This is a genomic window from Novosphingobium sp. GW835-FHT14H07, assembly GCF_058793515.1.
In genome coordinates this window covers 1-26,980 of sequence record NZ_JBXAFX010000007.1, presented here as the reverse complement: position 1 = coordinate 26,980, position 26,980 = coordinate 1, and the positions used below count along the sequence as shown (strand labels likewise).

General features: G+C 63.9%; 21 protein-coding genes. 9 read left to right on the top strand and 12 right to left on the bottom strand.

Going from position 1 to position 26,980, the window contains the following annotated elements; translation table 11 throughout:
* Positions 1 to 3: 3 nt before the first annotated feature.
* From groL to AC1Q5P_RS08305, 3 genes are all read right to left on the bottom strand, one after another.
* Positions 4 to 1,647, bottom strand: coding sequence for a chaperonin GroEL (gene groL / locus AC1Q5P_RS08315; protein ID WP_492477088.1), 1,644 nt, complete (start codon positions 1,645 to 1,647; stop codon positions 4 to 6).
* 52 nt (positions 1,648 to 1,699) lie between these two features.
* Positions 1,700 to 1,987 (bottom strand): co-chaperone GroES, encoded by a 288-nt coding sequence (groES, locus tag AC1Q5P_RS08310; RefSeq protein WP_039337841.1) that lies wholly within the window; start codon positions 1,985 to 1,987, stop codon positions 1,700 to 1,702.
* A 151-nt stretch (positions 1,988 to 2,138) separates the two neighbouring features.
* Positions 2,139 to 3,515, bottom strand: a complete 1,377-nt coding sequence (locus AC1Q5P_RS08305; RefSeq protein ID WP_039337843.1) for an MATE family efflux transporter — start codon at positions 3,513 to 3,515, stop codon at positions 2,139 to 2,141.
* 194 nt (positions 3,516 to 3,709) lie between these two features.
* On the opposite strand from AC1Q5P_RS08305, the gene AC1Q5P_RS08300 reads away from it, so the two are divergent.
* On the top strand, positions 3,710 to 5,158 hold the full coding sequence (locus tag AC1Q5P_RS08300) for an ATP-binding protein (RefSeq protein WP_236727216.1): 1,449 nt from the start codon (positions 3,710 to 3,712) through the stop codon (positions 5,156 to 5,158).
* 70 nt (positions 5,159 to 5,228) lie between these two features.
* On the opposite strand, the gene rplL is transcribed toward AC1Q5P_RS08300, so the two are convergent.
* From rplL to AC1Q5P_RS08270, 6 genes are all read right to left on the bottom strand, one after another.
* Positions 5,229 to 5,603: a 50S ribosomal protein L7/L12 gene (gene rplL, locus AC1Q5P_RS08295; protein ID WP_039337844.1), complete on the bottom strand. Its 375-nt coding sequence runs from the start codon at positions 5,601 to 5,603 to the stop codon at positions 5,229 to 5,231.
* 72 nt (positions 5,604 to 5,675) lie between these two features.
* Complete coding sequence (gene rplJ / locus AC1Q5P_RS08290; protein WP_039337847.1) at positions 5,676 to 6,188, bottom strand: 50S ribosomal protein L10; 513 nt, start codon at positions 6,186 to 6,188, stop codon at positions 5,676 to 5,678.
* A 288-nt stretch (positions 6,189 to 6,476) separates the two neighbouring features.
* Positions 6,477 to 6,704 carry a helix-turn-helix domain-containing protein gene (locus AC1Q5P_RS08285; protein ID WP_039337848.1) on the bottom strand — a complete coding sequence of 76 codons (228 nt, stop codon included), beginning with the start codon at positions 6,702 to 6,704 and terminating at the stop codon, positions 6,477 to 6,479.
* On the bottom strand, positions 6,704 to 7,234 hold the full coding sequence (locus AC1Q5P_RS08280; protein WP_039337849.1) for a DUF2975 domain-containing protein: 531 nt from the start codon (positions 7,232 to 7,234) through the stop codon (positions 6,704 to 6,706). The genes AC1Q5P_RS08285 and AC1Q5P_RS08280 overlap by 1 nt, the downstream gene beginning before the upstream one ends.
* A gap of 26 nt (positions 7,235 to 7,260) precedes the next feature.
* Positions 7,261 to 7,413 (bottom strand): hypothetical protein, encoded by a 153-nt coding sequence (locus AC1Q5P_RS08275; protein ID WP_492518691.1) that lies wholly within the window; start codon positions 7,411 to 7,413, stop codon positions 7,261 to 7,263.
* Positions 7,414 to 7,593: 180 nt separating this feature from the next.
* On the bottom strand, positions 7,594 to 8,469 hold the full coding sequence (locus AC1Q5P_RS08270) for a hypothetical protein (RefSeq protein ID WP_492518690.1): 876 nt from the start codon (positions 8,467 to 8,469) through the stop codon (positions 7,594 to 7,596).
* Positions 8,470 to 8,909: 440 nt separating this feature from the next.
* On the opposite strand from AC1Q5P_RS08270, the gene rpoB reads away from it, so the two are divergent.
* The 3 genes from rpoB (at position 8,910) to AC1Q5P_RS08255 (ending at position 19,426) form a co-directional block, all read left to right on the top strand.
* Positions 8,910 to 13,070 carry a DNA-directed RNA polymerase subunit beta gene (gene rpoB, locus AC1Q5P_RS08265; protein ID WP_492477083.1) on the top strand — a complete coding sequence of 1,387 codons (4,161 nt, stop codon included), beginning with the start codon at positions 8,910 to 8,912 and terminating at the stop codon, positions 13,068 to 13,070.
* A gap of 90 nt (positions 13,071 to 13,160) precedes the next feature.
* A complete protein-coding gene (gene rpoC, locus AC1Q5P_RS08260) occupies positions 13,161 to 17,444 on the top strand; it encodes a DNA-directed RNA polymerase subunit beta' (RefSeq protein WP_492518689.1) in 4,284 nt (1,427 codons plus the stop codon).
* A 152-nt stretch (positions 17,445 to 17,596) separates the two neighbouring features.
* A complete protein-coding gene (locus AC1Q5P_RS08255) occupies positions 17,597 to 19,426 on the top strand; it encodes a methyl-accepting chemotaxis protein (RefSeq protein WP_492518688.1) in 1,830 nt (609 codons plus the stop codon).
* 60 nt (positions 19,427 to 19,486) lie between these two features.
* Here AC1Q5P_RS08255 and glpX read toward each other — a convergent pair whose 3' ends face one another.
* A complete protein-coding gene (gene glpX, locus AC1Q5P_RS08250) occupies positions 19,487 to 20,470 on the bottom strand; it encodes a class II fructose-bisphosphatase (protein ID WP_156135909.1) in 984 nt (327 codons plus the stop codon).
* Between the two features lie 408 nt (positions 20,471 to 20,878).
* On the opposite strand from glpX, the gene AC1Q5P_RS08245 reads away from it, so the two are divergent.
* Entirely contained in the window at positions 20,879 to 21,157 is a 279-nt protein-coding gene (locus AC1Q5P_RS08245; RefSeq protein WP_156135907.1) for a hypothetical protein, read from the top strand.
* 12 nt (positions 21,158 to 21,169) lie between these two features.
* Here the strand turns inward: AC1Q5P_RS08245 and AC1Q5P_RS08240 are convergent, their stop codons facing one another.
* Together AC1Q5P_RS08240 and AC1Q5P_RS08235 are read right to left on the bottom strand one after the other, a co-directional pair.
* Positions 21,170 to 22,477, bottom strand: a complete 1,308-nt coding sequence (locus tag AC1Q5P_RS08240) for a homoserine dehydrogenase (protein ID WP_062343491.1) — start codon at positions 22,475 to 22,477, stop codon at positions 21,170 to 21,172.
* A 110-nt stretch (positions 22,478 to 22,587) separates the two neighbouring features.
* Complete coding sequence (locus AC1Q5P_RS08235; protein ID WP_492518687.1) at positions 22,588 to 23,433, bottom strand: hypothetical protein; 846 nt, start codon at positions 23,431 to 23,433, stop codon at positions 22,588 to 22,590.
* 381 nt (positions 23,434 to 23,814) lie between these two features.
* Here AC1Q5P_RS08235 and AC1Q5P_RS08230 point away from each other — a divergent pair, with 381 nt between their 5' ends.
* The 4 genes from AC1Q5P_RS08230 to AC1Q5P_RS08215 all read left to right on the top strand — a co-directional run bounded on the left by AC1Q5P_RS08230 (position 23,815) and on the right by AC1Q5P_RS08215 (position 26,448).
* Positions 23,815 to 24,477, top strand: a complete 663-nt coding sequence (locus tag AC1Q5P_RS08230; protein ID WP_039333390.1) for an energy transducer TonB — start codon at positions 23,815 to 23,817, stop codon at positions 24,475 to 24,477.
* An 81-nt stretch (positions 24,478 to 24,558) separates the two neighbouring features.
* The gene (locus AC1Q5P_RS08225; RefSeq protein ID WP_039333391.1) at positions 24,559 to 25,314 is read left to right on the top strand and encodes a MotA/TolQ/ExbB proton channel family protein; all 756 of its coding nucleotides are present in this window, start codon (positions 24,559 to 24,561) and stop codon (positions 25,312 to 25,314) included.
* Between the two features lie 120 nt (positions 25,315 to 25,434).
* The gene (locus tag AC1Q5P_RS08220; protein ID WP_082013322.1) at positions 25,435 to 25,962 is read left to right on the top strand and encodes an ExbD/TolR family protein; all 528 of its coding nucleotides are present in this window, start codon (positions 25,435 to 25,437) and stop codon (positions 25,960 to 25,962) included.
* A 45-nt stretch (positions 25,963 to 26,007) separates the two neighbouring features.
* Entirely contained in the window at positions 26,008 to 26,448 is a 441-nt protein-coding gene (locus AC1Q5P_RS08215; RefSeq protein ID WP_039333396.1) for an ExbD/TolR family protein, read from the top strand.
* Positions 26,449 to 26,980: the final 532 nt, after the last annotated feature.

Genomic DNA, 26,980 nt, shown 5'->3' with positions numbered 1-26,980 from the left:
GACTTAGAAGTCCATGCCGCCCATGCCGCCCATGCCACCGCCCATCGGCGGCATCGCGGGCTTGTCGTCCGGCTTCTCGCTGATCGCCGCTTCGGTGGTGATCAGCAGGCCCGAGACCGAGGCAGCGTCCTGCAGGGCAGTGCGCACGACCTTGGTCGGGTCGATCACGCCGGCAGCCTTGAGGTTCTCATAGGTGTCGGTCGCGGCGTTGAAGCCCTGGTTCTCGTCGTTCTCGCGCAGCAGGTTGCCGGCGACGACAGCACCGTCGTGACCCGCGTTTGCAGCGATCTGACGGATCGGGGCCTGGATCGCGCGGCGCACGATGTCGATGCCCTTGGTCTGGTCGTCGTTGGCGCCCTTGAGGCCGTCGAGAGCCTTGGTCGCATAGAGCAGGGCCGTGCCGCCGCCCGAAACGATGCCTTCCTCAACCGCAGCGCGGGTGGCGTGGAGAGCGTCGTCGACGCGGTCCTTGCGCTCCTTCACTTCGACTTCGGTCGCACCGCCGACCTTGATGACGGCAACGCCGCCAGCAAGCTTGGCCAGACGCTCCTGCAGCTTCTCACGGTCGTAGTCCGAAGTGGTGACTTCGATCTGCGCACGGATCTGCTCGACGCGGGCCTTGATCTCGTCGGCCGAACCGGCACCGTCGACGATCGTGGTGTTGTCCTTGTCGATGGTGACCTTCTTGGCCTGGCCGAGCATGGCGAGCGTGACGCTCTCCAGCTTGATGCCGAGGTCTTCGGAGATCATTTCGCCGGCGGTCAGCGTGGCGATGTCGCCCAGCATGGCCTTGCGACGGTCACCGAAGCCCGGAGCCTTGACGGCGGCGATCTTGAGGCCACCGCGCAGCTTGTTGACGACGAGGGTCGCCAGCGCTTCGCCTTCGATGTCTTCGGCGATGATCAGCAGCGGGCGGCCCGACTGCACAACCGCTTCGAGGATCGGCAGCATCGCCTGGAGCGACGAGAGCTTCTTCTCGTGGATCAGGATGTACGGGTTCTCGAGCTCGACCGTCATCTTTTCCGGGTTGGTGATGAAGTAGGGCGAGAGGTAGCCGCGGTCGAACTGCATGCCTTCGACGACATCGAGTTCGAATTCGAGGCCCTTGGCCTCTTCCACGGTGATCACGCCTTCCTTGCCGACCTTTTCCATGGCCTCGGCGATCTTCTGGCCGACTTCGGTGTCACCGTTGGCCGAGATGATGCCGACCTGGGCGATTTCGGCCGAGCCTGCGACCGGGGTCGAACGCGCCTTGAGGTTCTCGACGACCTTGCCGACGGCGATGTCGATGCCGCGCTTGAGGTCCATCGGGTTCATGCCCGCAGCAACCGCGGTCATGCCTTCGCGAACGATCGCCTGGGCGAGAACGGTCGCGGTGGTGGTGCCGTCACCGGCTGCGTCATTGGCCTTCGAGGCCACTTCGCGCAGCATCTGGGCGCCCATGTTCTCGAACTTGTCCTTGAGTTCGATTTCCTTGGCCACCGAAACACCGTCCTTGGTGATGCGGGGCGCGCCGAAGCTCTTGTCGATCACGACGTTGCGGCCCTTGGGGCCCAGCGTGACCTTCACCGCGTCGGCGAGGATGTCGACGCCGCGCAGAATGCGTTCACGAGCGTCGCGCGAAAAGCGTACGTCCTTGGCAGCCATTTCTCGTTCCTTTGAATGTCTTTGAGTTGATTCAGGAAATCCGGGGTTCGGCTCAGCCGATCACGCCCAGGATGTCCGATTCCTTCATGATCAGCAGGTCTTCGCCCGAAACCTTGACTTCGGTGCCGGACCACTTGCCGAACAGGACGCGGTCGCCGACCTTGACGTCGAGCGGGGTGATCGTGCCGTTTTCGGCGCGAGCGCCGGTGCCGGTGGCGACGATCTCGCCCTCAGCGGGCTTTTCCTTGGCGCTGTCGGGGATGATGATCCCGCCGGCAGTCTTTTCCTCGGCTTCGACGCGGCGTACGAGCACGCGATCGTGCAGCGGACGGAAAGTCATGGGTTGCTCCCTCTTCCAAGTTAAAAAATGAGCCTTGGCACTCTCAAGGCGAGAGTGCCAGCGGGCGGCATATGGGTGCCGGTGGAAGGGGCGTCAATGGGTGTGGCGCAGATTCTTTTCACGCAGATGAACAAATCGGCGAAGCGCACCTTCAGGCCGGCAGGAGCCCCAGCTTCGCGCGGTTTGCCCAGCGCCAGTGCATCAGTCCGGCAACGAAGATCAGCCCGACAAGCAGGCCGAACCACACGCCCAAGCCACCAAAGCCGGTAAACAGACCCAAGCCCAGCGCCGTGCCCACGCCTGGCACCCAGTAGCCGAAGATTGCGATGAGCATTGGCACGCGGGTGTCCTGCAATCCCCGCAGCTGGCTGGCGCCGACTGCCTGTGCGCCATCGAACAGCTGGAATGCAGCTGCAACCATCATGTACTGCAGTGCCAGCGCCACGACCGTCGCGTTCTGTGGGGCAGCAGGGTCAATGTAGAGCTGCAGGAGCTGAAGCGGGAACAGCAGCATGACGGCGGCCGACAGGGCCATGAAGCCAATGCCGAGTTGAGTCGCCACCCGGCCAGCTAGGGCGATGGCCGGGTTGTCGCCCGCGCCATAAGCGAGGCCGACGCGGATCGTCGCCGCCTGGCCGACGCCAAACGGTACCTGAAAGGCGATTGCCGCGAATTGCAGGGCCAGCGTATGTGCGGCCAGCTCGACTTCGCCGATTCTGCCCATCAGGAAGGCCGCGCCGTTGAACATGCCGGCCTCGGCGATGATCGTGCCGCAGATCGGCAGGCCGATCTTCAGAACATCCGCGAACCGCGTCCATTCGGGCTTCCACCACCGGCCAAGCAGGCGATAGCGGTGGAGCCTTCGATCGAAGCGTATCACGACGACGAACGCCAGCAGCATTGCCACGCTGGTCAACACGCTGGAGATCGCGGAACCAAGCAGGCCCAGTTCGGGCGCCCCCATGTGGCCGAAGACGAAGAGCCAGTTTCCCAGAGCATTGATCGCCACCGCCATGCCGGTGATCGCGGTGCCGATGCCGGGCCTGCCGAGCGTTGCCACGACGGTGCGGAGAAGCGCTGCAAGGACTGCGGGAATCGCGGCCCACATCAGCACCTGCAGGAAGGGAACGGCGCGCGCGATCACGCCAGGGTCCTGCCCGGTGATGCGCATCAGGGGCCCGCCGAGCATGCACACACCGATCGCGACGAGGGAGGCAAGCAGGCCAGCCCAAGCAGCCATGCGCACCGTGCGGCGCACTTCGCGAACTGCGTGCCGCCTTCGCCCGAGTTCCGCCGCGATCAATGGCGATGCGGCACCGACGAGGCCCGTCAGGCTCCATACCAGCAGACCGAACAGCGAAACCGACAGCGACGAGGCTGCCAGCGCTTCCGGCCCGAGCCGCGCCACGAACACGACATCGACCGCGAAGACTGCCATCTGCAGGAGGTTGGCACCGACAAGCGGCGCGGCGAGCCGCAGCATCGCCCGCAGTTCGTCGATCCATCTGTGAGGCGGCCGTTCAAACATGGGACGCGCGGTGTAGGGCCGGGGGGCCCGGAAGGAAAGCGCTGTGTGACCGAGTCGCGGCAGGCCATGGCGCCACGCGGTCCAAGGGCCGTGGGCAGGAACTCCGCCATGAGCCAAGCGCCGTCACAAATCCATGATATATGTGGATTTCATGCGGCTTGATGTCACAAATCATGTCCGCGTGGCGGCAATGGTTGACCCACTCCCCGGTCAGTGACAGCGTTCTGCCGATGGAAGGGTTCGGCCAATGGGCAGACCGGCTGCGCATGGCACGCAAACCGGCGGCGCGGGCGCAAGGCGGCATCGGTCGCCTTCGCGCGCTTGTCGATGCGCATCCGCCGCATGGACCGAATCTGTCGCGACTGGCGGTGCGCGCAGCGACGCTTCTGCTGGTCATGGCCGCCGTCCAGGCCGTGGCGAGCCTCGCCTTCTACGATGTCATCGACAAGGAGACGCTGCGCGAGGATCACGCTCGGCGCGTTGCCGAACTGCTCGTGGTCAGCAACCGCGTGCACGAACTGCATCCGGACGCACTCGGCACGATCATGAGCACGAGCCACCTGGAAGTCGCGCTGTCCAACTCACCACAGGCGCTGGTCGGTCGCGAGGACGAAGCTGTCAGCGAGATCCGGGGGCACATTCTGCGCTGGGAGCCCACCCTGGCCGGGCAGCAGATCATGCTCGGACTTGAGCCGTCGCGCTTGGGCTACGGCAATCTCGTCGGAGCGATGCGGCTTCGAGACGGGCATTGGCTCAACTTCCGTTCGCGCGACGTGACCTCGGGCTGGCCGATTGCCCTGCGCGCCACGGTATTGACGCTGATCACGGCCGTAGTCGGCTTTGCCCTGTCGCTGTGGTCGCTGCGCATCATCACCCGGCCCTTGCGCGAACTGACCGACGCCGCCGACGCGATCGGCAAGGGGCAGGTCGTGCCGGTGCGCGAAAGCGGCCCCGACGACCTGCGCAGTCTCGCCCGGTCGATGAATGCCATGCAGGAGCGCATCGCGGCGATGCTCGAGGATCAGGCGCGATCGTTCGAGGCCATCAGCCATGATCTGCGCACGCCCCTCTCGCGCGTGACCATAGCCGCCGACCTGATCGACGACGCCGAGATCGCAGGCCTTGTCCGTGATGCCACGAGCGAAATGGAAGCCATGCTGATGTCTCTCCAGCGCTACCTCAGGGCTCAGCACCTTGCGCCTGAAGCGGTCATGATGGACCTCGGCCTCGCAGTGACGGACCTTGTCATGGGCAGCTTTGAAGGGAAGGCCGAGGTCGAGGTTACGCCAGGGGCCATGATCTGCACCTGGCGCGAGCCCTTGCTGATGGCCCTGCACCCGCTGATCGAAAATGCCGTGCATTATGGCGGCAAGGCAAAGGTCTGCGTCGAACCGGATGCGCAAGGCCGCTGGCATGTATTGATCGCCGATGATGGGCCGGGAATTTCCGAAGACCAGTTCGAACGGATTCTTGCGCCGTTCTACCGCATCGACGACGCGCGGGCGCGCGACACGGCAGGTTTCGGGCTTGGCATTCCCACTGCACATCGTCTGCTTGAGCGCTTTGGTGGCGCTATCAAGTTCGCACGCGCGGAAAGTGGTGGGCTGTTGGTCTGCGTGCGGGTCCCCGTCGCAACGGACTGACCACAAACGAAAAAGGCGGAGCTGAATGCCCCGCCTTTCCCTGTAACTTGTCCGGAAAACCGGAAGAAGATTACTTGACTTCGACGGTGCCGCCGGCTTCCTCGATCTTCTTCTTGATGTCTTCGGCTTCAGCCTTCGACACGCCTTCCTTGATCGCCTTCGGAGCGCCTTCGACCAGCGCCTTGGCTTCGGTCAGGCCCAGGTTGGTGATCGCGCGGACTTCCTTGATGACCTGGATCTTCTTGCCACCGTCGCCGGTGAGGATGACGTCGAATTCGGTCTTCTCTTCAGCGGCTTCAGCAGCAGCGCCAGCCGGAGCAGCAGCAACGGCAACAGCAGCAGCGGCGGAAACGCCCCATGCTTCTTCGAGAGCCTTGGCGAGGTCAGCGGCTTCGAGGACGGTCAGCTTCGAAAGTTCTTCAACGAGCTTGGCGATATCGGCCATGGTATTTCACTCCTGATCTTGTGGTGCCCACGCGCCCGAGTGGCGCGGCGAGCGTAAATCGAACGAACGGTCTTATGCGGCTTCCTTGGCGTAGGCGCCGAAGACGCGGGCCAGCTTGGCTGCCGGAGCAGTCGTGAGCTGGGCGATCTTCGTGGCCGGAGCCTGGATGAGGCCGATAAGCGTGCCGCGCAGCTCGTCGAGGCTGGGCATGGAGGCGAGCGCCTTGACCCCGGCTTCGTTGAGAACCTGCGAACCCATTGCACCACCGACGATTTCGATCTTGTCGGTGGTCTTGGCGAACTCGACCACTGCCTTGGCGGCAGCAACCGGATCGACAGAGGCGGCGATTGCGGTCGGACCGGTGAAGAAATCACCCAGACCTTCGTAATCGGTGCCTGCGACGGCAAGCTTGGCAAGACTGTTCTTCGCAACCTTGTAGGTCGCGCCCGCTTCGCGGATCTTCGTGCGCAGGGCGGTGGACTGGGCCACCGTCATGCCGAGGTTGCGGGTGATGACCACCGCGCCGGCCTCGCTGAAGACGCCGTTAAGGAAGGCGACCGAATCGGCTTTCTGCGAACGATCCATGCCATACTCCTTCACATGTGACTGAGCCGGGAGACCCGGACAGTCGGCTACGTTTGTCGATGGCCCGAAGACCACCGGCGAGTCCGTGACAAGGGAAGGAGGTGCGCCGTAAAGCGCGAGGGGCGCCACGATCCTTGCAGGAGCGAGGGGCCTTGAAACTCTTTTCCCCGTCTAGGCTGGAGATTAAGTGCAGGCAGATCCTGCACACCAACTGTCTCGGACGGATGATCGGCAAGGCCAAAGAGGCCCACCGGTCGGGCGGGCCTCTGGCGGATTCGCGCTGTGAAGTCAAGCTTCGGGGCTATCGCCGCCTTCCGGTTCATAGCCCAGAACGTCGCCGGGCTGGCAGTCAAGTTCCCGGCAGATCGCTTCCAGCGTCGAGAAGCGGATGGCCTTGGCCTTGCCGGTCTTGAGGATCGAGACGTTGGCGAGTGTCAGGTCGATGCGTTCGGCCAGTTCGGTCAGCGTCATGCGGCGGGCGTGGAGCAGGTCGTCAAGTTTGACATTGATCGGCATCACACGGTCCCTTCCAGGTCTTCGCGCATCTGCGCGCCGGTGCGGAACACCCGGGCGAGGATGAACAGGACAAGCGCGAGCAGCAGGCCGTTGATCGAGAAATCGGCATCGACATTGACCGACGCTGCATCCGCGCTGGCCTGCTCAAGCATCACGCCGACGATCCCGACGGGTATGGAAAGCAGCTGGATGATGACCGACAGCCACGCCATCGCGCGCAGACGCTCTGCGTTGCCGGGGGTGAACGGATCGCCGTCCTCGACCGTTGTGACGATGGCACGGAGCTTTTCGACGAAACGATGCATCGAAGCCAGCATTGCGGCGAGCAGCGGGAACATCAGCAGGATGAGCCAATAAGTCGATTCTGCAGCACCGGCCTTGGCGAGCTTTTCGGCAACCATCCCGTGCAGGCCGACCGTGGCTGCAAAACCTATACCGAGACCCACCATGCCAATCACGATTACGATCAGCATGAACGTGAGCAAAGCCTTGGCCAATCCCAGAAGCGGGTCGGTGCGGAGTGTGGACATTGGATTCCCTCCTGTTGAGTGGGCGGTCAGGCGGCGAGCGGGAGCTGGTAGGTCGCCATGACCGGACCATCGGCGACCGCGAACGGGGCAGAGCCGGCATCCACCGTCGGCAGCCACAGCGTGGCAGCCAGCAGCAGCGAGAGGATCGCGGCGGCGGTCTGGGGAAGCAGGCGGGACATGATCGTTCTCCGATAAGGTCAATATCGATATTCAATAATATCGGTTCGCCTTATCGTCAATCAATAATATTGAAAAACGATATATCGCTTATCGTTTTGCGACGTTACCGCGCGTTTGCCATGCAAAAAGCCCCGTCCAGCGGACGAGGCTCATTTGTCCTTGAAGGGTTTTGGAAGGGTTCAGGCCTGCGCGTAATCCGTGCGAACCTCGGGCACCACCTGCTCGGCACGTGTTGAGGTGGGCACCTCGCTGCGCGCGGCCATCGATTGCACCATGATCCGTGCGCGGCGGCGGCGCCCCTTGCGCGACTGGAACGGGTTGGCATCGTCTGGCGGAGACGCAACGATGCGTTCGATCAGGGCTTCGCGCTCGCTCGCGGTGCGGGTGCTTGCAGCCGACATGGCGTATGTCGGGGTCGAGGGTCGCTCGGGCGGCATTGGCGGCGCGACGCGGCGTTCGGGCTGCGGCCTCAGACTGGGCCGGGTTGCAACCGGGGGCACGAAATCCACGTCTTCCGCATAGACGCGACGGCGGCGGCTGACGGCAAGGCCCACGCCACCCAGCACGAGCAGGGTTGCTGCAGCGCCGACCGGCAGTGCCCAGTCCGGTGCTGCACTGTCCGTGGCGACGTCTGCCGCAACGGGGGCTGCTGTCGTTGGCTCTGAAACTGAAGACGATGCAACAGCGGGGATGGGGGCCGGGACGGGGGCTGCGACCGGCGTTGGCGTCGATTCCGTTGCAGCTGCTGGCGCAGGTGCAGGCGCCGACTCACGCGCCACTGAACGCGGCGCGGGACGCGCAGCCGGTCGGGGCTGCGCGATCGGCGCGGCCACTGGCGTCGATGCGGTCGCGGGCTCAGGAACAGGCTCCGGCGTTGCAGTCGGGATCACGATGGTCGGAGCTGCCAGCGCGGGAGTCACGACAGGGGCCGCTGCCACAGGTGCATCAGTTACAGGAATAGTAACGTCCTGCGCATGGGCAGTTCCGGCAGTAAGCAGCAGCATGGCTGAAATCGCCATGGTGTTGCGGGGCGATATGGCGTTGATCTTGGTCATGAAGTGAAAACGCGACGAACCGCGCAATAGGTTCCGTATTGGCGACGAAACGAGCGGTTATTGCCCGTGAGGTGTCGCCACTTTGGTTCTCCGCAACAATGTTTCACAGTTTCTGAACTGACGTTCATCGTTTAACGGAATTACTTGGCGGTGCCTCCCGTGGCCCCCGAAATGCCTTTGCGCCCTTTGACTTAACGATCGGCATTGCCTATATGCCGCCCCTGTCCAGCGCTTCGAGCAAGGCCGTCCCATGCGCAGGGGGTGGCTCGGGAAGGAGGCGCAGGGCAATCCATCTGACGCAAGAGGCTGCGGGCCATGGCTTCCGTTGAACGGAGCGCCGTGCGCTGTGCGGCCTTTCGCCGTTTGGTGGCCCATCGCCCGCGCGTGGCAGAATTTCCGCCGGTTTTCCGGCCATTTGTTGAAAGAGGCTCGCAACCTTTATGGTTTCAAAGACAGCCAGTCGTCCCGGTGTGAAGAAGCGCATCCGCAAGATCTTCGGGGACATCCACGAAGTCGTGCAGATGCCGAACCTCATCGAGGTCCAGCGCGAATCGTACGAGCAGTTCCTCCGCTCCGATCCGTCGATCGGCTATGTCTCGGGCCTCGAGAAGACGCTGCGTTCGGTCTTCCCGATCCAGGATTTCGCCGGCACCGCCAGCCTCGATATCAAGGAGCGTGACGGTTACGTCCTCGAAGCGCCGAAGTACGACGTGAACGAATGCCGCCAGCGCGGCATCACCTATGCTGCGCCGATGAAGGTCACGCTCAAGCTTGCCACCTTCGAGGTCGATGCCGAGACCGAGACCAAGTCGCTCATCGATATCAAGGAGCAGGACGTCTACATGGGCGACATCCCGCTCATGACCGAGAACGGGACGTTCTTCATCAACGGCACCGAGCGCGTGATCGTGTCGCAGATGCACCGTTCGCCCGGCGTGCTGTTCGACCATGACCGCGGCAAGACCCACTCCTCGGGCAAGTACCTCTTCGCGGCCCGCGTGATCCCCTACCGTGGTTCGTGGCTCGACTTCGAATTCGACGCCAAGGACATCGTCAACGTCCGTATCGACCGCAAGCGCAAGCTGCCGGTCACCGCGCTGCTTCATGCGCTGGGCCTGGACGACGAGCAGATCCTCCACCACTTCTACGACACCGTGAACTGGGCACGTGCCGAGGGCGGCTGGAAGGTGCCCTTCGTGCTCGAACAGTGGCGCGGATCGAAGCCGATGTTCGACATCGTCGATGCCAAGTCCGGCGAAGTGATCTTCCCGGCGGGCCAGAAGATCTCCCCCCGCGCTGCCAACAAGGCGGCCAAGGACGGTCTTGAAGAGCTGCTGATCCCGACCGAGGAAATCTTCGGCCGCTATGCCGCGCGTGACCTGATCGACGAAGCCACGGGCCGCATCTGGATCGAAGCCGGTGACGAAGTCTCGCCGGAAAACCTCGATCTGCTCGACAAGGCCGGGATCGACACGCTCGAACTGCTCGACATCGATCACGTCTCGACCGGTCCCTGGATCCGCAATACCCTTAAGGCCGACAAGGCTCCGGATCGCGACCACGCGCTGGCAGATATCTACCGCGTCATGCGCCCGGGCGAGCCGCCGACGCGCGAAACCGCCGAAGCGCTGTTCGATGGCCTGTTCTTCGATGCCGACCGCTACGACCTCTCGGCCGTGGGTCGCGTCAAGCTGAACATGCGCCTCGGCCTCGAGTGCGATGACAGCGTCACCACCCTGCGCACGGACGACATCCTCGCCGTGGTCAAGGAACTGGTGAACCTCAAGGACGGCAAGGGCGAAGTCGACGACATCGACAACCTCGGCAACCGTCGCGTGCGTTCGGTGGGCGAGCTGCTGGAGAACCAGTACCGCGTCGGCCTGCTGCGCATGGAGCGCGCCGTGAAGGAGCGCATGTCCTCGGTCGACGTGTCGACCGTCATGCCGAACGACCTGATCAACGCCAAGCCCGCCGTGGCCGCCGTGCGCGAGTTCTTCGGTTCCTCGCAGCTCTCGCAGTTCATGGACCAGACCAACCCGCTTTCGGAAGTCACCCACAAGCGCCGCGTTTCGGCACTTGGGCCGGGCGGTCTTACCCGCGAGCGCGCCGGCTTCGAAGTCCGCGACGTTCACCCGACCCACTATGGCCGCATCTGCCCGATCGAAACGCCGGAAGGCCCGAACATCGGTCTGATCAACTCGCTGAGCACGTTCGCGCGCGTCAACAAGTACGGCTTCATCGAAACGCCGTACCGCAAGGTCGTCGACGGCAAGGTGACCAAGGACGTCATCTATCTCTCGGCGATGGAAGAGCAGAAGCACACCGTGGCGCAGGCCTCGGCCGAGCTGAATGCTGACGGATCGTTCGTCGAGGAACTCGTCTCGGCCCGCCAGAACGGCGAATTCGTGATGAGCCCGCGTGACCAGATCACGCTGATGGACGTCAGCCCCAAGCAGCTCGTCTCGGTTGCCGCCTCGCTCATTCCGTTCCTGGAAAACGACGACGCCAACCGCGCGCTCATGGGCTCGAACATGCAGCGCCAGGCCGTGCCGCTGATCAAGGCCGATGCGCCGTTTGTCGGCACCGGCATGGAAGAGACCGTGGCGCGCGATTCGGGCGCTGCGATCTCGGCCCTGCGTTCGGGCGTGGTCGACCAGGTCGACGCAACCCGTATCGTGATCCGCGCCTCGGGCGATATCGAACCCGGCCAGTCGGGCGTCGACATCTATCGCCTGCAGAAGTTCGAGCGCTCGAACCAGTCGACCTGCATCAACCAGCGTCCGCTGGTGAAGGTGGGCGACCTGATCGAGAAGGGCGACATCATCGCCGACGGTCCGTCGACAGAGTTCGGTGAACTGGCGCTGGGCCGCAACGTGCTCGTCGCGTTCATGCCCTGGAACGGCTACAACTACGAAGACTCGATCCTGATCAGCGAACGCATCGTCAAGGAAGACGTCTTCACCTCGATCCATATCGAGGAGTTCGAAGTCATGGCCCGCGACACCAAGCTCGGGCCTGAGGACATCACCCGCGACATCCCGAACGTCGGCGAGGAAGCCCTGCGCAACCTCGACGAGGCGGGCATCGTCTACATCGGTGCGGAAGTTCACCCCGGTGACATCCTCGTCGGCAAGATCACCCCGAAGGGTGAATCGCCGATGACGCCGGAAGAGAAGCTGCTCCGCGCGATCTTCGGTGAAAAGGCCAGCGACGTGCGCGACACCTCGCTTCGCCTCCCGCCCGGCGTTGCCGGAACGATCGTCGACGTTCGCGTCTTCAACCGTCACGGCATCGAGATCGACGACCGTACCCGCGCCATCCAGAACGAGGAAATCGAACGCCTCGCCAAGGACCGCGAGGACGAGCGCGCGATCCTCAACCGCGCCACCTTCAACCGCCTGCGCGACATGCTGCTCGGCCAGGTCTCGGCTGCAGCGCCCAAGGGCATCAAGAAGGGCGAAGTCATCGACGAGCAGGTTCTCGCCGATGTCGAGCGTCACGAATGGTGGAAGTTCGCCGTTGCCGACGATGCACGCCAGCAGCAGCTGGAGGCGGTCAAGGCGCAGTACGACACTGCGGTGAAGGCGATCCAGGAGAAGTTCGAGGACCGCAAGGAAAAGCTCGAGCGTGGCGATGAACTCGCCCCCGGCGTGCTCAAGATGGTCAAGGTCTTCGTTGCCGTGAAGCGCAAGCTGCAGCCGGGCGACAAGATGGCCGGCCGTCACGGCAACAAGGGCATCATCAGCCGCATCCTGCCGCAGGAAGACATGCCCTTCCTCGAGGACGGTACGCCTGTCGACTTCGTGCTCAACCCGCTGGGCGTGCCTTCGCGCATGAACGTCGGGCAGATCTTCGAAACGCACCTTGGCTGGGCCGCCCGCGGCCTTGGCAAGCGCATTGGCGCGGCTCTTGACGCATGGCGCGAGGCCAACCCGAACCCCGAGGCCGGCCAGCCGCCGGAAGCGGTGCGCGAGCTGCTCAAGGAGATCTACGGCGACAACTATGCCGACGAGATCGACGCCCGCAACGACGCGCAGATCATCGACTTTGCCCAAGCTGTCCGCAACGGCGTGCCGATGGGCTCGCCGGTGTTCGACGGCGCGGTGGAAAAGGACGTGACCGACATGCTGCGTCTGGCCGGGCTCGATGAATCGGGTCAGGTCACGCTGTTCGACGGTCGCACCGGCGATGCCTTCGACCGCAAGGTGACGGTGGGCATGAAGTACGTGCTCAAGCTTCACCACCTGGTCGACGACAAGATCCACGCACGTTCGATCGGGCCGTACTCGCTCGTTACCCAGCAGCCGCTGGGTGGCAAGGCGCAGTTCGGTGGTCAGCGCTTCGGCGAAATGGAGGTCTGGGCGCTTCAGGCTTACGGCGCGGCCTACACGCTGCAGGAAATGCTCACGGTGAAGTCGGACGACGTGGTCGGCCGCACCAAGGTCTACGAAGCGATCGTCAAGGGCGACGACACCTTCGAGGCCGGCATTCCCGAAAGCTTCAACGTGCTCGTCAAGGAAATGCGCTCGCTGGGCCTCAACGTCGAACTGTCGTCGCTCGATGACACGGATGACGACGGCCTCGCCGAGGCGGCGGAGTAAGGAACACGGGCGGCGGTTCTGCCGCCGCCCACCCCTTCGCACCAGAATTCACGTCCAACGCCCTTTCACAGGGCAAGGGAACGGCACCAAATGAACGACCTGACCAAATTCACCAACCAGCTCGCCAAGCCCGAGACCTTCGACCAGATCCAGATCGGTCTGGCGTCGCCTGAGCGCATTCGCAGCTGGTCCTTCGGCGAGATCAAGAAGCCGGAAACCATCAACTACCGCACGTTCAAGCCCGAGCGTGACGGCCTGTTCTGCGCGCGCATCTTCGGCCCCGTGAAGGACTACGAGTGCCTCTGCGGCAAGTACAAGCGCATGAAGTACAAGGGCGTCGTCTGCGAAAAGTGCGGCGTCGAAGTCACCGTCACCAAGGTGCGCCGCGAGCGCATGGGCCATATCGAACTGGCCGCGCCGGTCGCGCACATCTGGTTCCTCAAGTCGCTGCCCTCGCGCATCGGCCTGCTGCTCGACATGCAGCTCAAGCAGCTTGAGCGAATCCTCTACTTCGAAAGCTACGTCGTCATCGAGTCGGGCCTGACCCCGCTCGAGAAGTACCAGCTGCTGACCGAGGACGAACTGCTCGACGCGCAGGACGAGTATGGCGAAGACGCCTTCTCGGCCGGCATCGGTGCCGAGGCCGTCAAGCACATGCTGATGAACCTCGATCTCGAGCAGGAGCGCGACGATCTGATGGAAGAGCTGCGGACGACCAAGTCCGAGCTCAAGCCCAAGAAGATCATCAAGCGCCTCAAGGTCGTGGAATCCTTCATCGATTCAGGGAATCGCCCCGAATGGATGATCCTCGATGTCGTGCCGGTCATTCCGCCCGAACTGCGCCCGCTGGTGCCATTGGACGGTGGCCGCTTCGCGACCTCGGACCTCAACGACCTCTATCGCCGCGTCATCAACCGCAACAACCGCCTCAAGCGCCTGATCGAGCTGCGCGCGCCGGACATCATCGTCCGCAACGAAAAGCGCATGCTGCAGGAAGCCGTTGACGCGCTGTTCGACAATGGTCGCCGTGGCCGCGTGATCACCGGCGCCAACAAGCGTCCGCTGAAGTCGCTGTCCGACATGCTCAAGGGCAAGCAGGGCCGCTTCCGCCAGAACCTGCTCGGCAAGCGCGTCGACTATTCGGGCCGTTCGGTCATCGTGACCGGCCCGGAACTCAAGCTGCACCAGTGCGGCCTTCCGAAGAAGATGGCGCTCGAACTGTTCAAGCCGTTCATCTACGCGCGTCTTGATGCGAAGGGTCTGTCGATGACCCTGAAGCAGGCCAAGAAGTGGGTCGAGAAGGAGCGCAAGGAAGTCTGGGACATCCTTGACGAGGTGATCCGCGAACACCCGGTCATGCTGAACCGTGCGCCGACGCTGCACCGTCTCGGCATCCAGGCGTTCGAGCCGGTCCTGATCGAAGGCAAGGCAATCCAGCTGCACCCGCTCGTCTGCTCGGCCTTCAACGCCGACTTCGACGGTGACCAGATGGCCGTCCACGTACCGCTTTCGCTGGAAGCCCAGCTCGAAGCGCGCGTGCTGATGATGTCGACCAACAACATCCTCTCGCCCGCCAACGGCAAGCCGATCATCGTGCCTTCGCAGGACATGGTGCTGGGCATCTACTATCTGTCGATGGACCGCGCCGGCGAGCCGGGCGAAGGCATGATGCTGGCCGACATGGCCGAAGTGCACCAGGCGCTGGAGGCCAAGGCCGTCACGCTGCACTCGAAGATCATCGCCCGCGTTCCGCAGACCGACGAGAACGGCAAGCAGTACCTCAAGCGTTTCGAAACGACGCCGGGCCGCATGCTGATCGGCGAATGCCTGCCCAAGAGCCACAAGGTTCCGTTCGAGATCGTCAACCGCCTTCTGACCAAGAAGGAAATCGGCGACGTGATCGACCAGGTCTATCGCCACACCGGCCAGAAGGACACGGTGCTGTTCGCCGACGCCATCATGGCGCTGGGCTTCCGCAACGCGTTCAAGGCGGGCATCTCGTTCGGCAAGGATGACATGATCATCCCCGACAGCAAGGATGCGCTGGTTGCCGAGACCAAGGAACTGGTTGCCGACTACGAGCAGCAGTACCAGGACGGCCTGATCACCCAGCAGGAAAAGTACAACAAGGTGATCGACGCCTGGAGCCGTTGCGGCGACCAGGTTGCGAATGCCATGATGGAAGAGCTCAAGAGCTCGCCTGTCGACGAGGCGACCGGCCGTCAGAAGCCGATCAACGCGATCTACATGATGTCGCACTCGGGCGCTCGTGGCTCCCCGGCGCAGATGAAGCAGCTTGCGGGCATGCGCGGCCTGATGGCCAAGCCCTCGGGCGAGATCATCGAAACCCCGATCATTTCGAACTTCAAGGAAGGTCTGACCGTTCTTGAATACTTCAACTCGACCCACGGTGCTCGTAAGGGCCTCGCGGACACCGCGCTGAAGACCGCGAACTCGGGTTACCTGACCCGTCGTCTGGTCGACGTGTCGCAGGACTGCGTCGTGATCGAGGAAGACTGCGGCACCGAGCGTGCGCTGGAAATGCGCGCGATCGTCCAGGGCGGTTCGACGATTGCCTCGCTGGGCGAGCGCATCCTTGGCCGTACCCTTGCCGAAGACCTGATCGAGGCGAAGTCGGGCGAGGTCATCGCGCAGAAGGGCGAACTGCTCGACGAAGCCGCGATCGCGAAGATCGAAGCTGCCGGCGTGCAGTCGGCCAAGATCCGCTCGCCGCTGGTCTGCGAAGCCCAGCAGGGCGTGTGCGGCACGTGCTATGGCCGTGACCTTGCGCGCGGGACGCCGGTCAACATTGGTGAAGCTGTCGGCGTCATCGCCGCGCAGTCGATCGGTGAGCCGGGCACCCAGCTGACCATGCGTACCTTCCACATCGGTGGCGCGGCGCAGGTCAACGAGCAGTCGCACCTCGAGGCGATCTCGGATGGTACCGTGGTCTACCGCGACATTCCGACGATCACCGACAAGCGCGGCCGTCGTCTGTCGCTGGCTCGCAACGGCGAAATCGTGGTCATGGACACCGAGGGCCGTGAGCGCGCGATCCACCGCGTGCCTTACGGTACCCACCTGCTGCACGAGAACGGCGCCATCATCTCGCAGGGCGATCGCCTGGCCGAGTGGGACCCGTTCACCCTGCCGGTGATCACCGAAAAGCCGGGTATCGTGCGCTATCAGGACCTTGTCGACGGCAAGACCCTGACCGAGCAGACCGACGAAGCCACCGGCATGTCGAGCCGCGTCGTCACCGAGAACCGTGCCGCCGGCCGGGGCAAGAAGGAGGACCTGCGTCCTCGCCTGACCCTGCTCGACGACGATTCGGGCGAAGCTGCACGCTACCTGATGGCTCCGGGCACCACGCTCTCGGTCGAAGACGGCCAGCGCGTCGAAGCGGGCGACATCCTCGCCCGTGCATCGCGCGAAGCCGCCAAGACCCGCGACATCACCGGCGGTCTGCCGCGCGTTGCCGAACTGTTCGAGGCCCGCAAGCCGAAGGACAATTCGATCATTGCCAAGATCGCAGGGCGCATCGAGTTCGTGCGTGACTACAAGGCCAAGCGCAAGATCGCGATCATCCCGGAAGAGGGTGAACCGGTCGAGTACCTCGTGCCGAAGAGCCGCGTGATCGACGTGCAGGAAGGCGACTACGTCAAGAAGGGCGACAACCTGATCTCGGGCTCGCCCGATCCGCACGACATTCTGGAAGTGATGGGTGTCGAGGCTCTGGCCGAATACCTCGTCGCGGAAATCCAGGAAGTCTATCGCTTGCAGGGCGTGAAGATCAACGACAAGCACATCGAGGTGATCGTTCGCCAGATGCTGCAGAAGGTCGAGATCACCAACGGTGGCGACACCACCCTGCTGCCGGGCGAACAGGTCGACCTCGAGGAGATGCTCGAAACCAACGCCAAGCTGGAAGAGGGCATGCAGCCCGCCGAAGGCAAGCCGGTGCTGCTGGGCATCACCAAGGCCTCGCTGCAGACGCGCTCGTTCATCTCGGCCGCGTCGTTCCAGGAAACCACCCGCGTGCTCACGCAGGCGGCCGTGGAAGGCAAGAAGGACTCGCTGATCGGTCTCAAGGAGAACGTGATCGTCGGTCGTCTCATCCCCGCCGGTACCGGTGCGGGCATGAACCGCCTGCGCGTCGCCGCCTCCTCGCGCGATGCCGCGCTGCGTGCCTCCTACCGCAAGCTCCAGGAATCGCTGATCGCTCCGGCGACGGCAGCCGAAGAGCATGCAGCCGAGCTGGCGCAGGGGCCGGAAGCCGCAATCGGTGACGATCCGCTGGCGGCGGTCGAGGGCGAGACCCACGGCACCGACGCCGATGCCGGCGATTACCTGATCGAGGGCGACGAGGCGTAAGGCTTCGTCGATCCGTCAGGGACAGTTTGAAGGCCTCGCCGGAGCGATCCGGCGGGGCCTTTTTACGTCTGCTTGACAGGGGCGCCGGGCTTCTACGGCAGTAGAACTTCCTACGCTCCTGAAACGCCAATCTAACTTCGTTGCCTCATGCCATGTATACCAATCTCAAGGGACACGGCATGCTCAGTGAGCAGACTTCACGTGGCGCCAAACTGGTCGTCGCATTGATACTCGCGGCGATCCTGATCGTGGGCGTGGCGGTCAGCTATATTCGGTTCGGCGGACCGCTCCACAAGCAGAACCTGTTGCAGGACGAACTCCTGGCAGACATCCTGCCGCCGCCGGCGTTCGTCGTCGAACCCTATCTTCACGCCACATGGTCGCTGACCGACCCCGCGCACGCCGTTCACGCAAAGGCGGAACTCGCCGAAGAGCGCGCGCTGTTCGAACAGCGCAAGGCCTATTGGGCCACGGCGCCTGTGCCTGATGAACTGCGCAACGAAGTGCAGGCCACCATCGGCACTGCCGATGCATTCTGGCAGGCCATCGACCAGCGATTTCTTCCGGCTCTCGAATCCGGGGATACCGCGACGATGCTGCGAGTCCAGCAGGAGGAACTTGCCCCTGCCTACCTGAAACAGCACGACGCGGTCGAGCATCTCGTTGAGCGGTCCACCGCCTATCGCGCCGCGCTGATGGAAAATGCCAATCGCCTCGTGTTCATCCTGATCGCAGCGTTCGCGGCGATTGCCTGCGCTGTTCTCGCTATCGTGCTGTTTGCCGCCAGGATGATCCGGCAGCGCGTCGTTGCGCCGTTGGTCGAGACTGCCGGGACGATGCAGCGCATGGCCGAAGGCGATTATCGCACCGAAGCTTCGGGGGCGGAGCGGAATGACGAGATCGGCGTGATGGCACGCGCCATTGGTGTTTTCCGGGAGAACGGCATGGCCCGGGCCAAGGCGCAGGAGGAGCAGCAGGCAGTCGTTGCGGCGCTATCGGCAGGCCTTGACTGCATGGCGCGCCAGAATCTCGAACATCGCATCGACCAGCGCTTCCCCGAAGCCTACGAGGAGCTGCGGACGAACTACAACATCGCCGTCGATGCCCTTGCATCGGCAATGCGCACCGTACGTGTGGGCGCAGCGAGTGTGCTCAATTCGATCGCCGAGATCCGCGATGCCAGCGACGATCTGGCGCGGCGCAACGAGCAGCAGGCATCGAGCCTCGCCCAGACCGCATCGGCCATGCAAAGCGTGACCGGCAGCGTGCGGGAAACCGCATCGGGGGCAAAGGATGTCAATGTTGCGATCAGCTCGGCCCATGGCGAGGCCAGCAGTGGCGGCGAAGTGGTGCAGCAGGCCATTGCCGCGATGGCCGCGATCGAAGCATCGGCGCAGGAGATCAGCAATATCATCTCGGTCATCGATGGAATCGCGTTCCAGACCAACCTGCTGGCCCTCAATGCTGGTGTCGAGGCCGCACGCGCGGGCGAATCCGGCAAGGGCTTTGCCGTTGTCGCAACCGAAGTCCGTGCCCTTGCCCAGCGCTCTGCCGAAGCCGCGCAGAACATCAAGACTCTGATCGAGAACAGCACGAGCCAGGTGGAGGAGGGTGTCCGACTGGTTGGCGAAACCGGCTCACGCCTGACCGGCATCGTCGATCAGATCGCAGCAGTCGATGCTTTGGTCACGCAGATCGCGCAGGCCGCGGCGCGACAGGCGGAAAGCCTTGAGCAGGTCAACGTGGAAGTGGCCGCCATGGACCGGATGACGCAGGCGAACGCGGCAATGGTGGAGGAATCCTCGGCGGCAACCCGCAGCCTGTCCTCCGAGGCGGAGCGGCTGACCGATCTGGTCTCGACCTTCCGCACGCGCGATATCGAAAACCGGCCGACAGAGGTGCCCAACCCGCAGGTCTTGCGGCGCTCTTCAGCACTTGAAGAGGATGTGGCGTCACCCAGGATCCTGCGCTTCGGTACCTGAAAAGGCAGCAAGGCCGGACGCCCATGGCATCCGGCCTTGCAGTCAACCCGTGACCAGCGGTCAGCGGCCCTTGCGGTGCTCGCCCTTGACCCAGCGCACGGTGCCGGATGAGGCGCGCATCACCACGCTTTCGGTGGTCATCACGCCGCTCTTGTGCACCTTGACGCCTGCAAGCAGCGAACCATCGGTCACGCCGGTGGCGGCAAAGATGCAGTCACCCTTGGCCAGCTCGATCAGGTCATACTGCTTGTTCAGGTCCTCGATGCCCCACTTGCGGGCGCGGGCCTTCTCGTCCTCGTTGCGGAACAGCAGGCGGCCCTTGAACTGCCCACCGACGCAGCGCAGCGCCGCTGCGGCAAGCACGCCTTCCGGAGCGCCGCCAGTGCCCATGTACATGTCGACTCCGGTTTCCTCGTTGGTCACCGCGATCACGCCCGCCACGTCACCATCGGGGATCAGCTTGATGCCGCAACCCAGCGAGCGCAGCTCAGCAATCAGGGCAGAATGGCGCGGACGATCCAGCACGCAGACGTTGATGTCGCCGGGAGCGACGCCCTTGGCCGCTGCCACGGCCTTCACGTTCTCGGTGGGCGACTTGTCGAGGTCGATGATCCCGTCGGGATAGCCGGGGCCACAGGCCAGCTTGTCCATGTAGACGTCCGGTGCGTTGAGCAGGCCGCCTTCTTCAGCCACGGCCAGCACGGCAAGTGCGTTGGGGCCATCCTTGGCGGTGATGGTCGTGCCTTCGAGCGGATCGAGAGCGATGTCGATCTTCGGGCCCTTGCCTGGCGCCGCGCCGACCTTTTCGCCGATATAGAGCATTGGCGCCTCGTCGCGCTCGCCTTCGCCGATCACCACGGTGCCGTCCATGTAGAGTTCGTTGAAGGCAGCCCGCATGGCTTCCACTGCCGCAGCATCGGCGGCCTTCTCGTCTCCACGGCCGATCAGGCGGGAGGCGCCGATCGCCGCGGCCTCGGTCACCCGGACCATTTCGAGCACGAGGACGCGGTCAAGAACCTGCGAAGCGGCGGGATTTTTGGTCATTTCGGTCACGATGGCTCCAGCTTGGTCGGGTGGTGACGAATCTAGCACGAGTATTGTCATGGTTCAGCCGATGTGCAGCATTTCCCCGGCAGACCCGGCTCGACGCGGCGCACAAGCTGTGCAAACGTATGCGCAAACATCACTATGTCTCGCAAAAGGCAATGCGTGGCACAGATGACGCTGGTGTGACCTGGCACTAGACGTGAGGTAAGGGTCTTGTCGAGACAGAGAGTGGCAGTTCTGGCAGGCCTTGCGCTTCTTTTTGGCGCTTGTCCCGCGTCTGCGCAGGATCAGGCGCCCGCGGCAACTCCGGCGAAGCAGGGGCCGGTCGTACCTGGTGCGGCGACCAACGACGCGGAAGTTGCGCGAAACCTGCTGACCACTTCCCAGACCCAGCGGTGCAGGCCGATGCAGAGGTCTGACGGAACCATCGTGGTCTGCGGCGGCAAGGAAGCGAGCGACCGCGAGCGCGTGCCGCTTCGTGACGAAACCGACGGCGCGAAGTCGACCGACGACGGCCTGCCCCGCGCGCCGAACGTCTCCGGCCTGCGCGATTGCAGCCGGGGCTGCATCGGCCTCGGTGGCAAGCCCCACGAGATCTACATGTTCGACATCAAGGCGCTGCCGCCGCCACCGCCGGGCTCGGACGCGGACCGGATTGCCAAGGGCGAAATCCCCGCGCCCTGACGCCGGCGGTCGTTATTCGCCGAGGATATGCATGACCAGCGGCGGCTCTGCCAGAACCGGTGAGCCATCAAGCAGGCGCAGCGCTTCGGTGATCGCGCTTTCCGGCCCTTCGTGCGTGACCAGCGAGACCATGACCGGCGCGTTGTCGGCCCCGCCCTTCTGGATCAGGCTTTCGATGGATACGCCCGCATCGCGCATCGCCGCAGTGATCTCGGCCAGAACACCGGGGCGGTCCGCGACGTTGAAGCGGATATAGGCCTTGCCGGTACGGTGGCCCACGTCTGCGGGAGCCGCATGATCGAGTTCGGCCACGGGAATCGAGAACGGCGCACCGATATCGCCGCGGGCAATGTCGATAAGGTCGGCCACGACCGCACTGGCCGTAGGGCCATCACCGGCACCCGCGCCCTGAAACAGCAGGCGGCCGACGAAGTTGCCCTCCGCGACGACGGCATTCGTGGCACCATCGACATGGGCAAGCGGGTGGTCGCGGTGGACGAGATGCGGGTGCACGCGCTGGAACAGGCGGCGGTTGCCGGCGGCGTCGACCTCCGTCTCGGCCATGCCGATCAGGCGGATATAGTAGCCGAGCGCATCGGCCTGCGCGATATCGGCCGCCAGCACGCGGCGAATGCCGGTCGCTGCAACCGGCGCGAAGTCTACCGCGGTGCCGAACGCGATCGAGGAGAGGATCGAGAGCTTGTGGGCAGCGTCGATGCCGTCGATGTCGAAGGTCGGATCGGCCTCCGCATAGCCCTTGGCCTGCGCCTCGGCGAGGACGTCGGCAAAGTCGCGGCCGGTGTCCTCCATGGTCGAGAGGATGTAATTGCAGGTGCCGTTGAGGATGCCGTAGACCCGCGCGATCTCGTTGGCGGCAACGCCTTCCTTCAGGCCCTTGATGACCGGGATGCCACCGGCGACTGCCGCCTCGAACTTGAGAGCGACTTTCGCCGCCTCGGCCTTCGTCGCCAGTTCCACGCCGTGGTGCGCGATCATGGCCTTGTTGGCGGTGACCAGCGCCTTGCCTGCTTCGAACGTGGTGCGAGCCAGCGCGAGCGCCGGACCATCGGCACCGCCGACCAGCTCGACCACCACGTCGACGTCGGGCCGCTCGCCCAGGATGACCATGTCGTCTTCCCAGGCATAGCGCGAGACGTCGAAGCCCCGGTCCTTTTGGCGATTGCGCGCGCTGACGGTGGTAATGACGATCGGACGACCCGCACGCCTTGCGATGAGGTCCGCATTGGCCTCGATCAACCGGATTACCCCGCCGCCGACCGTGCCCAGCCCGGCCAGCGCGATGCGCAAAGGTTCGCTCATGTCATTCCCGTCCGCTGAAACTGACAGATGCCATCAGCAAATTATGCCAATAACAGATTCTGCGCGGCGGGCCTTAGGAGACATGAGCGAGGCGGGCAACCTCGCTTTGATCAGCGCTCCACTGCGGGCCGGTTGCGGCTGCACTCGCCAAGCTGGGCAATAACGAAGGCGTAATCGTCGGCTGCGGCGCGGACGTGCGCAGCGCTGCCGGAGAGACTCGCGCCCGGCGGCATCTGCGCAGGCAGGCTGCAGGCAAGGCGATACCACGTAAGCGTGTCGCGGGCGGGCGGGCGGGCTGCCTGGTCGACGATCTCGGACAGGCTGACGCCCCAGGTCCGCTCCATGCCCGGGCGGCGGACGACAGAGAGTGACACGGGCGCATTGTTCTGGGTTTGCAGGAACACCTGCGTCTCGCCTTCGCCGACAAGATTGCCGGGAACATGGAGGACCTCGCGCACGCCCTTGATCCGCGGCGGCGCGTCGGGCGAAAGCATTTCGGTGAGAATCGCGCGCGTCCGCATCTCGGTTTCGCCCGACCAGGGCAACTGCGCGCCCGCATCGACAAGGCTGATCTCTCCGGCGCGACCGGGCACGGTCCGTGCAAACAGCAGCATGACCGCCTTCGAAAGCTTCGGGACTTTCCCCCGGGCATCGAGCGGAACATCGGCCAGATAGCGCACGGTCTCGCCCATGGCGGGGCCAGTCAGCACGGTCTGGGTGCGGGCTTCGATCAGCACGCGGGCCATTCCCGGGGCTACGCCGGGAGCCTGTTCGGGCTTGAGCCGCGATGCCTTGCGCACCTGCACGCGCAGCACGGTCTCGGCAGCGTCGGCCAGCGAGGCAAGGTCGGCGTAGGTAAGAGAAGGCGCCGCCTCGGCGGTGACAGCGCCGTCATCACGCCGAATCGCTGATTGCTGAGCGCTGGCCGAGGTGGCTGCGAATCCTGAAAAGAGCATTGCGAAGGCAGCGGCAGGGAGCGCAGCATTCGATACAAACCTAGGCATAACAGGGTCTCCGGCGGAATCCGCGCTTCGTTTCTGGCTGATTTCAGGCAGTGCAACCATGAATCACGAGTTAACGGATAAAGCATTTGCGCGCCTTTGGCTTCGCCGTTAAAGATGCGCCGGTTCGGGCAATCCAAAACAAGCAGCCCGACGCTTGCCGCCGCCAAACCCCCTGGTTTGATGTCGGCGGACCGGGTTGCCGGCAGGGTGGATTGAAATTTGCTGGATTGGCCTTCGGGCAGGACGGTGATCCTGCGCGCGGGCACCACCTTGGTCAGGGCCGTCATGCGCGTGCTCCGGGCCCGGGTGGGCGATCAGGAGTATTGGAGCTGAATGGCATACGCTGACCAACAGATGAGCGGTAACAAGATCACCGCGCTCATCGTCGTTGCGATTCTTCATGTCGCCGTTGGCTACGCGCTCGTTACGGGCCTGGCTCAAGAGGCGTTCAAGAAGGTCAAAGAGGTGACCTCGGCGGTCAACATCGAGGAAGAGAAGCCGCCGGAGGAGCCGCCGCCGCCGCCGCCTCCGAAGGAGAACACGCCGCCGCCGCCGATCGTCGCGCCTCCGCCGCCGATCAGCTTCAACGCGCCGGCGCCGCAGGTTCAGACGGTCAATGAAGCTCCTCCGATTCCGGCTCCGCCGGCGCCGGTTGCGCTTCCTGCACCGCCGGCCGCTCCGCCCCCGCCGCGCTTCCAGCCCAAGGGCGCTGCGCCAAAGGGCAATCCCGGCAACTGGGCGACGTCGAACGACTACCCCTCGCGTGCGCTTCGCGAAGAGCGTGAAGGCACCACGGGTTTCCGTGTCACGGTCGGTACCGACGGCAAGGTGACGGACTGCCAGATCACCAGATCTTCAGGCAGCCCGGATCTTGACGAGGCGACCTGCGCCAACGTCCGCCGCCGCGCGCGTTTCACGCCCGCGACCGACGGTGAAGGCCAGCCGACCACGGGCTCGTATTCGAACTCGATCCGCTGGGTCATCCCGAAGGATTGATCCGCACCGCGGAACTGACACGAGAGCCTGGTCCGACCGGCACTCACGCACTTTGATTTGAATTGAAGAGGAAGACTCGCAATGTTCATCTACGCTCTTGCTGCCGCCGCTGGCGCCGCAGCGCCGCAGAAGTCCTTCGGCATCAAGGAAGCCCTGTTCCCGAACGGTCAGCCGAACTGGATCGGCATCGCCACCCTCGTGATCCTCGCGATCATGTCGTTCGGTTCGTTCTACATCCTGTTCACCAAGCTCATGGAGCAGAACAAGATCATCGGCCAGTACAAGAACATCGGCACGTTCTGGCGCGCTCCCTCGCTGCGTGAAGGCGCTGCGAAGCTCGAAAAGAACTCGGCATGGCGCCAGATCGTCGACGACGGCATCGCCGCCGAAGACCAGCACGGCAAGATGACCGACGCCATGGAAGCCCATGACTGGCTGCACGGTTCGCTCGCCCGCTCGGAAGCGTTCGTGAACGCTCGCCTCGCCGGCGGCCTTCCGTTCCTCGCCACCGTCGGTGCTACCGCTCCGTTCATCGGTCTGTTCGGTACCGTGGTCGGCATCTACAACGCGCTGATCAACATCGGCCTCGCCGGTTCGGCCTCGATCGACAAGGTCGCAGGTCCGGTCGGTGAAGCTCTGATCATGACCGCGCTGGGTCTGCTCGTCGCCGTTCCGGCCGTGCTTGCCTACAACTGGCTGCAGGCTCGCAACAAGAAGATCGCAGAGCTGCTCTCGGGCTTCTCGACCGACATCCTGGCGAACATCAACTCGAAGGGCGCTGTGAAGCCTGCTCTTCCGGCTGCTCCGGCCACCCCGGCCGCTCCGGTCAAGAAGTAAGCAAAGAACCGGGTCGGCGGCATGTCGCCGGCCCCTTTCCGGAACGCGGGTCCCAGGCCGGAGTCTTTCTCCGGATCGCTCCGGCCCCTCTCGCGGCTCAAAACGGATAGGATGTAACCCATGGCAATGTCTGTAGGCGGCGCTGGCGGAGAAGAACGCCCGATGTCGGACATCAACACCACGCCGCTCGTGGACGTGATGCTGGTGCTGCTGATCATCTTCCTCATCGCGGTGCCCGTCGCGATCCAGTCGATCGAGAAGCTCAAAGTCCCCGTGCTTGTCAGCGAGGAATCGCAGGACAAGGTCGAGAACCTGATGCTGTCGGTCGTCTCGACGGACGCCGCAGGCCGTAGCCCGAAGGAACCCGGTTACGAGGGTTCTTCGCGCACCGGCCAGTGCCGCGTCTATTTCAACAACATCACCCCGGTGGACAACCAGGAGCTGTACCAGCAGGCTTTCAATCGCCTCGATGCGATCGTGAAGCGTGAAGGCGGCGCCGCCAACATGGACCCCGAGAAGATCCCCGAAGTGCATATCCGTGGCGACGTGAACGTGCCGTGGAAGTGCATCGCAGGGGCCATCTACAACGTCCAGTCCGCTGGCTATCCCAAAGTCGGCTTCATCTCGACGCCGGTCGATCCGGGCTAAGCCCGGACCCTCGACAGGTCCAGAGAGCGAACAGGAGTACCAACCATGGCAATGAGCGGCGGCAAGGATGATGGCTCGCCGATGATGGAAATGAACACGACGCCGTTGATCGACGTCATGCTCGTTCTCCTCATCATGTTCATCATCACCATCCCGGTGGCCACGCATGCGGTGAACATCGACCTCCCGCAGCCGACGAACATCCCCAACAACGTCACGATCGATCCGATCAAGAACAAGCTGGTGCTGACCGCGACCAACCAGATCCTCTGGAATGGTGCTTCGGTAAGCGAAGGCCAGCTGGTCTCGATCATCGCCTCGACGAAGGGGATCAACCCCGAGCCGGAACTGCAGTTCCAGCCCGAGGAATTCGCCAGCTACGAGATCGCGAACCGGCTGATGAAGATCATCACGGACGCCAAGGTCACGAAGTTCGGCTTCGTCGGCAACGAGAACTTCGCCACTTTCGAAAAGGGTCCGAACTAAGGACTTAGCCCGAGGGCTGAAGACAAGAGGGAGCGGTGCGAACCGCTCCCTTTTTTGTTGTGGCAAAGCTTCTGCACCCACGCCTGCTTGGGAAGGGTGTTTCGCGCGGAGGCGCGGAGAAGGTTACGCGCTTGTATCTCGCAAAGGCACAGAGGGAGCAGAGATCGCAGAGAAGAAAGAGGTATCTGACCCAACGACGCAAAGACGCGAAGATGGCGCGCCATGTGGCAAAGCCGCCTCACAATGCTGGCATTTCGTGCGATCGGCACTGAAGGCCTGCGGCGCGCGCAATCCCTTTGCGTCTTCCCGTCTTTATGCATGACAGCCCGGGCGCAAGCCGTACTCTTTTCCGCGATCTCTGCTCGCTCCGCGCCTCTGCGAGAAACCCTTCTTCTCTCCAACAAAGAGCATCATCCGCTGGCGAATGCGGACCGGTGACGCCGGTGGGAAGCTTGCAGATCGCGCGACCGGTGCGGTGCCGTTGTGGCACGCAAGGGATGGGGCGCGGGACCGGTTGCGAGTGGCCGGGGGG

Excerpts from the sequence above, each read along its gene's own strand:
- AC1Q5P_RS08305 (WP_039337843.1), bottom strand. The coding sequence starts at position 3,515 with ATGTTTGAACGGCCGCCTCACAGATGGATCGACGAACTGCGGGCGATG.
- groL (WP_492477088.1), bottom strand. The coding sequence starts at position 1,647 with ATGGCTGCCAAGGACGTACGCTTTTCGCGCGACGCTCGTGAACGCATT.
- rplL (WP_039337844.1), bottom strand. The coding sequence starts at position 5,603 with ATGGCCGATATCGCCAAGCTCGTTGAAGAACTTTCGAAGCTGACCGTC.
- AC1Q5P_RS08220 (WP_082013322.1), top strand. The coding sequence starts at position 25,435 with ATGGCAATGTCTGTAGGCGGCGCTGGCGGAGAAGAACGCCCGATGTCG.
- AC1Q5P_RS08215 (WP_039333396.1), top strand. The coding sequence starts at position 26,008 with ATGGCAATGAGCGGCGGCAAGGATGATGGCTCGCCGATGATGGAAATG.
- rpoC (WP_492518689.1), top strand. The coding sequence starts at position 13,161 with ATGAACGACCTGACCAAATTCACCAACCAGCTCGCCAAGCCCGAGACC.
- AC1Q5P_RS08280 (WP_039337849.1), bottom strand. The coding sequence starts at position 7,234 with ATGTCCACACTCCGCACCGACCCGCTTCTGGGATTGGCCAAGGCTTTG.
- AC1Q5P_RS08255 (WP_492518688.1), top strand. The coding sequence starts at position 17,597 with ATGTATACCAATCTCAAGGGACACGGCATGCTCAGTGAGCAGACTTCA.
- AC1Q5P_RS08285 (WP_039337848.1), bottom strand. The coding sequence starts at position 6,704 with ATGCCGATCAATGTCAAACTTGACGACCTGCTCCACGCCCGCCGCATG.
- AC1Q5P_RS08270 (WP_492518690.1), bottom strand. The coding sequence starts at position 8,469 with ATGACCAAGATCAACGCCATATCGCCCCGCAACACCATGGCGATTTCA.
- AC1Q5P_RS08225 (WP_039333391.1), top strand. The coding sequence starts at position 24,559 with ATGTTCATCTACGCTCTTGCTGCCGCCGCTGGCGCCGCAGCGCCGCAG.
- glpX (WP_156135909.1), bottom strand. The coding sequence starts at position 20,470 with ATGACCAAAAATCCCGCCGCTTCGCAGGTTCTTGACCGCGTCCTCGTG.
- AC1Q5P_RS08275 (WP_492518691.1), bottom strand. The coding sequence starts at position 7,413 with ATGTCCCGCCTGCTTCCCCAGACCGCCGCCGCGATCCTCTCGCTGCTG.
- AC1Q5P_RS08245 (WP_156135907.1), top strand. The coding sequence starts at position 20,879 with ATGCAGAGGTCTGACGGAACCATCGTGGTCTGCGGCGGCAAGGAAGCG.
- groES (WP_039337841.1), bottom strand. The coding sequence starts at position 1,987 with ATGACTTTCCGTCCGCTGCACGATCGCGTGCTCGTACGCCGCGTCGAA.
- AC1Q5P_RS08240 (WP_062343491.1), bottom strand. The coding sequence starts at position 22,477 with ATGAGCGAACCTTTGCGCATCGCGCTGGCCGGGCTGGGCACGGTCGGC.
- rplJ (WP_039337847.1), bottom strand. The coding sequence starts at position 6,188 with ATGGATCGTTCGCAGAAAGCCGATTCGGTCGCCTTCCTTAACGGCGTC.
- rpoB (WP_492477083.1), top strand. The coding sequence starts at position 8,910 with ATGGTTTCAAAGACAGCCAGTCGTCCCGGTGTGAAGAAGCGCATCCGC.
- AC1Q5P_RS08235 (WP_492518687.1), bottom strand. The coding sequence starts at position 23,433 with ATGCTCTTTTCAGGATTCGCAGCCACCTCGGCCAGCGCTCAGCAATCA.
- AC1Q5P_RS08230 (WP_039333390.1), top strand. The coding sequence starts at position 23,815 with ATGGCATACGCTGACCAACAGATGAGCGGTAACAAGATCACCGCGCTC.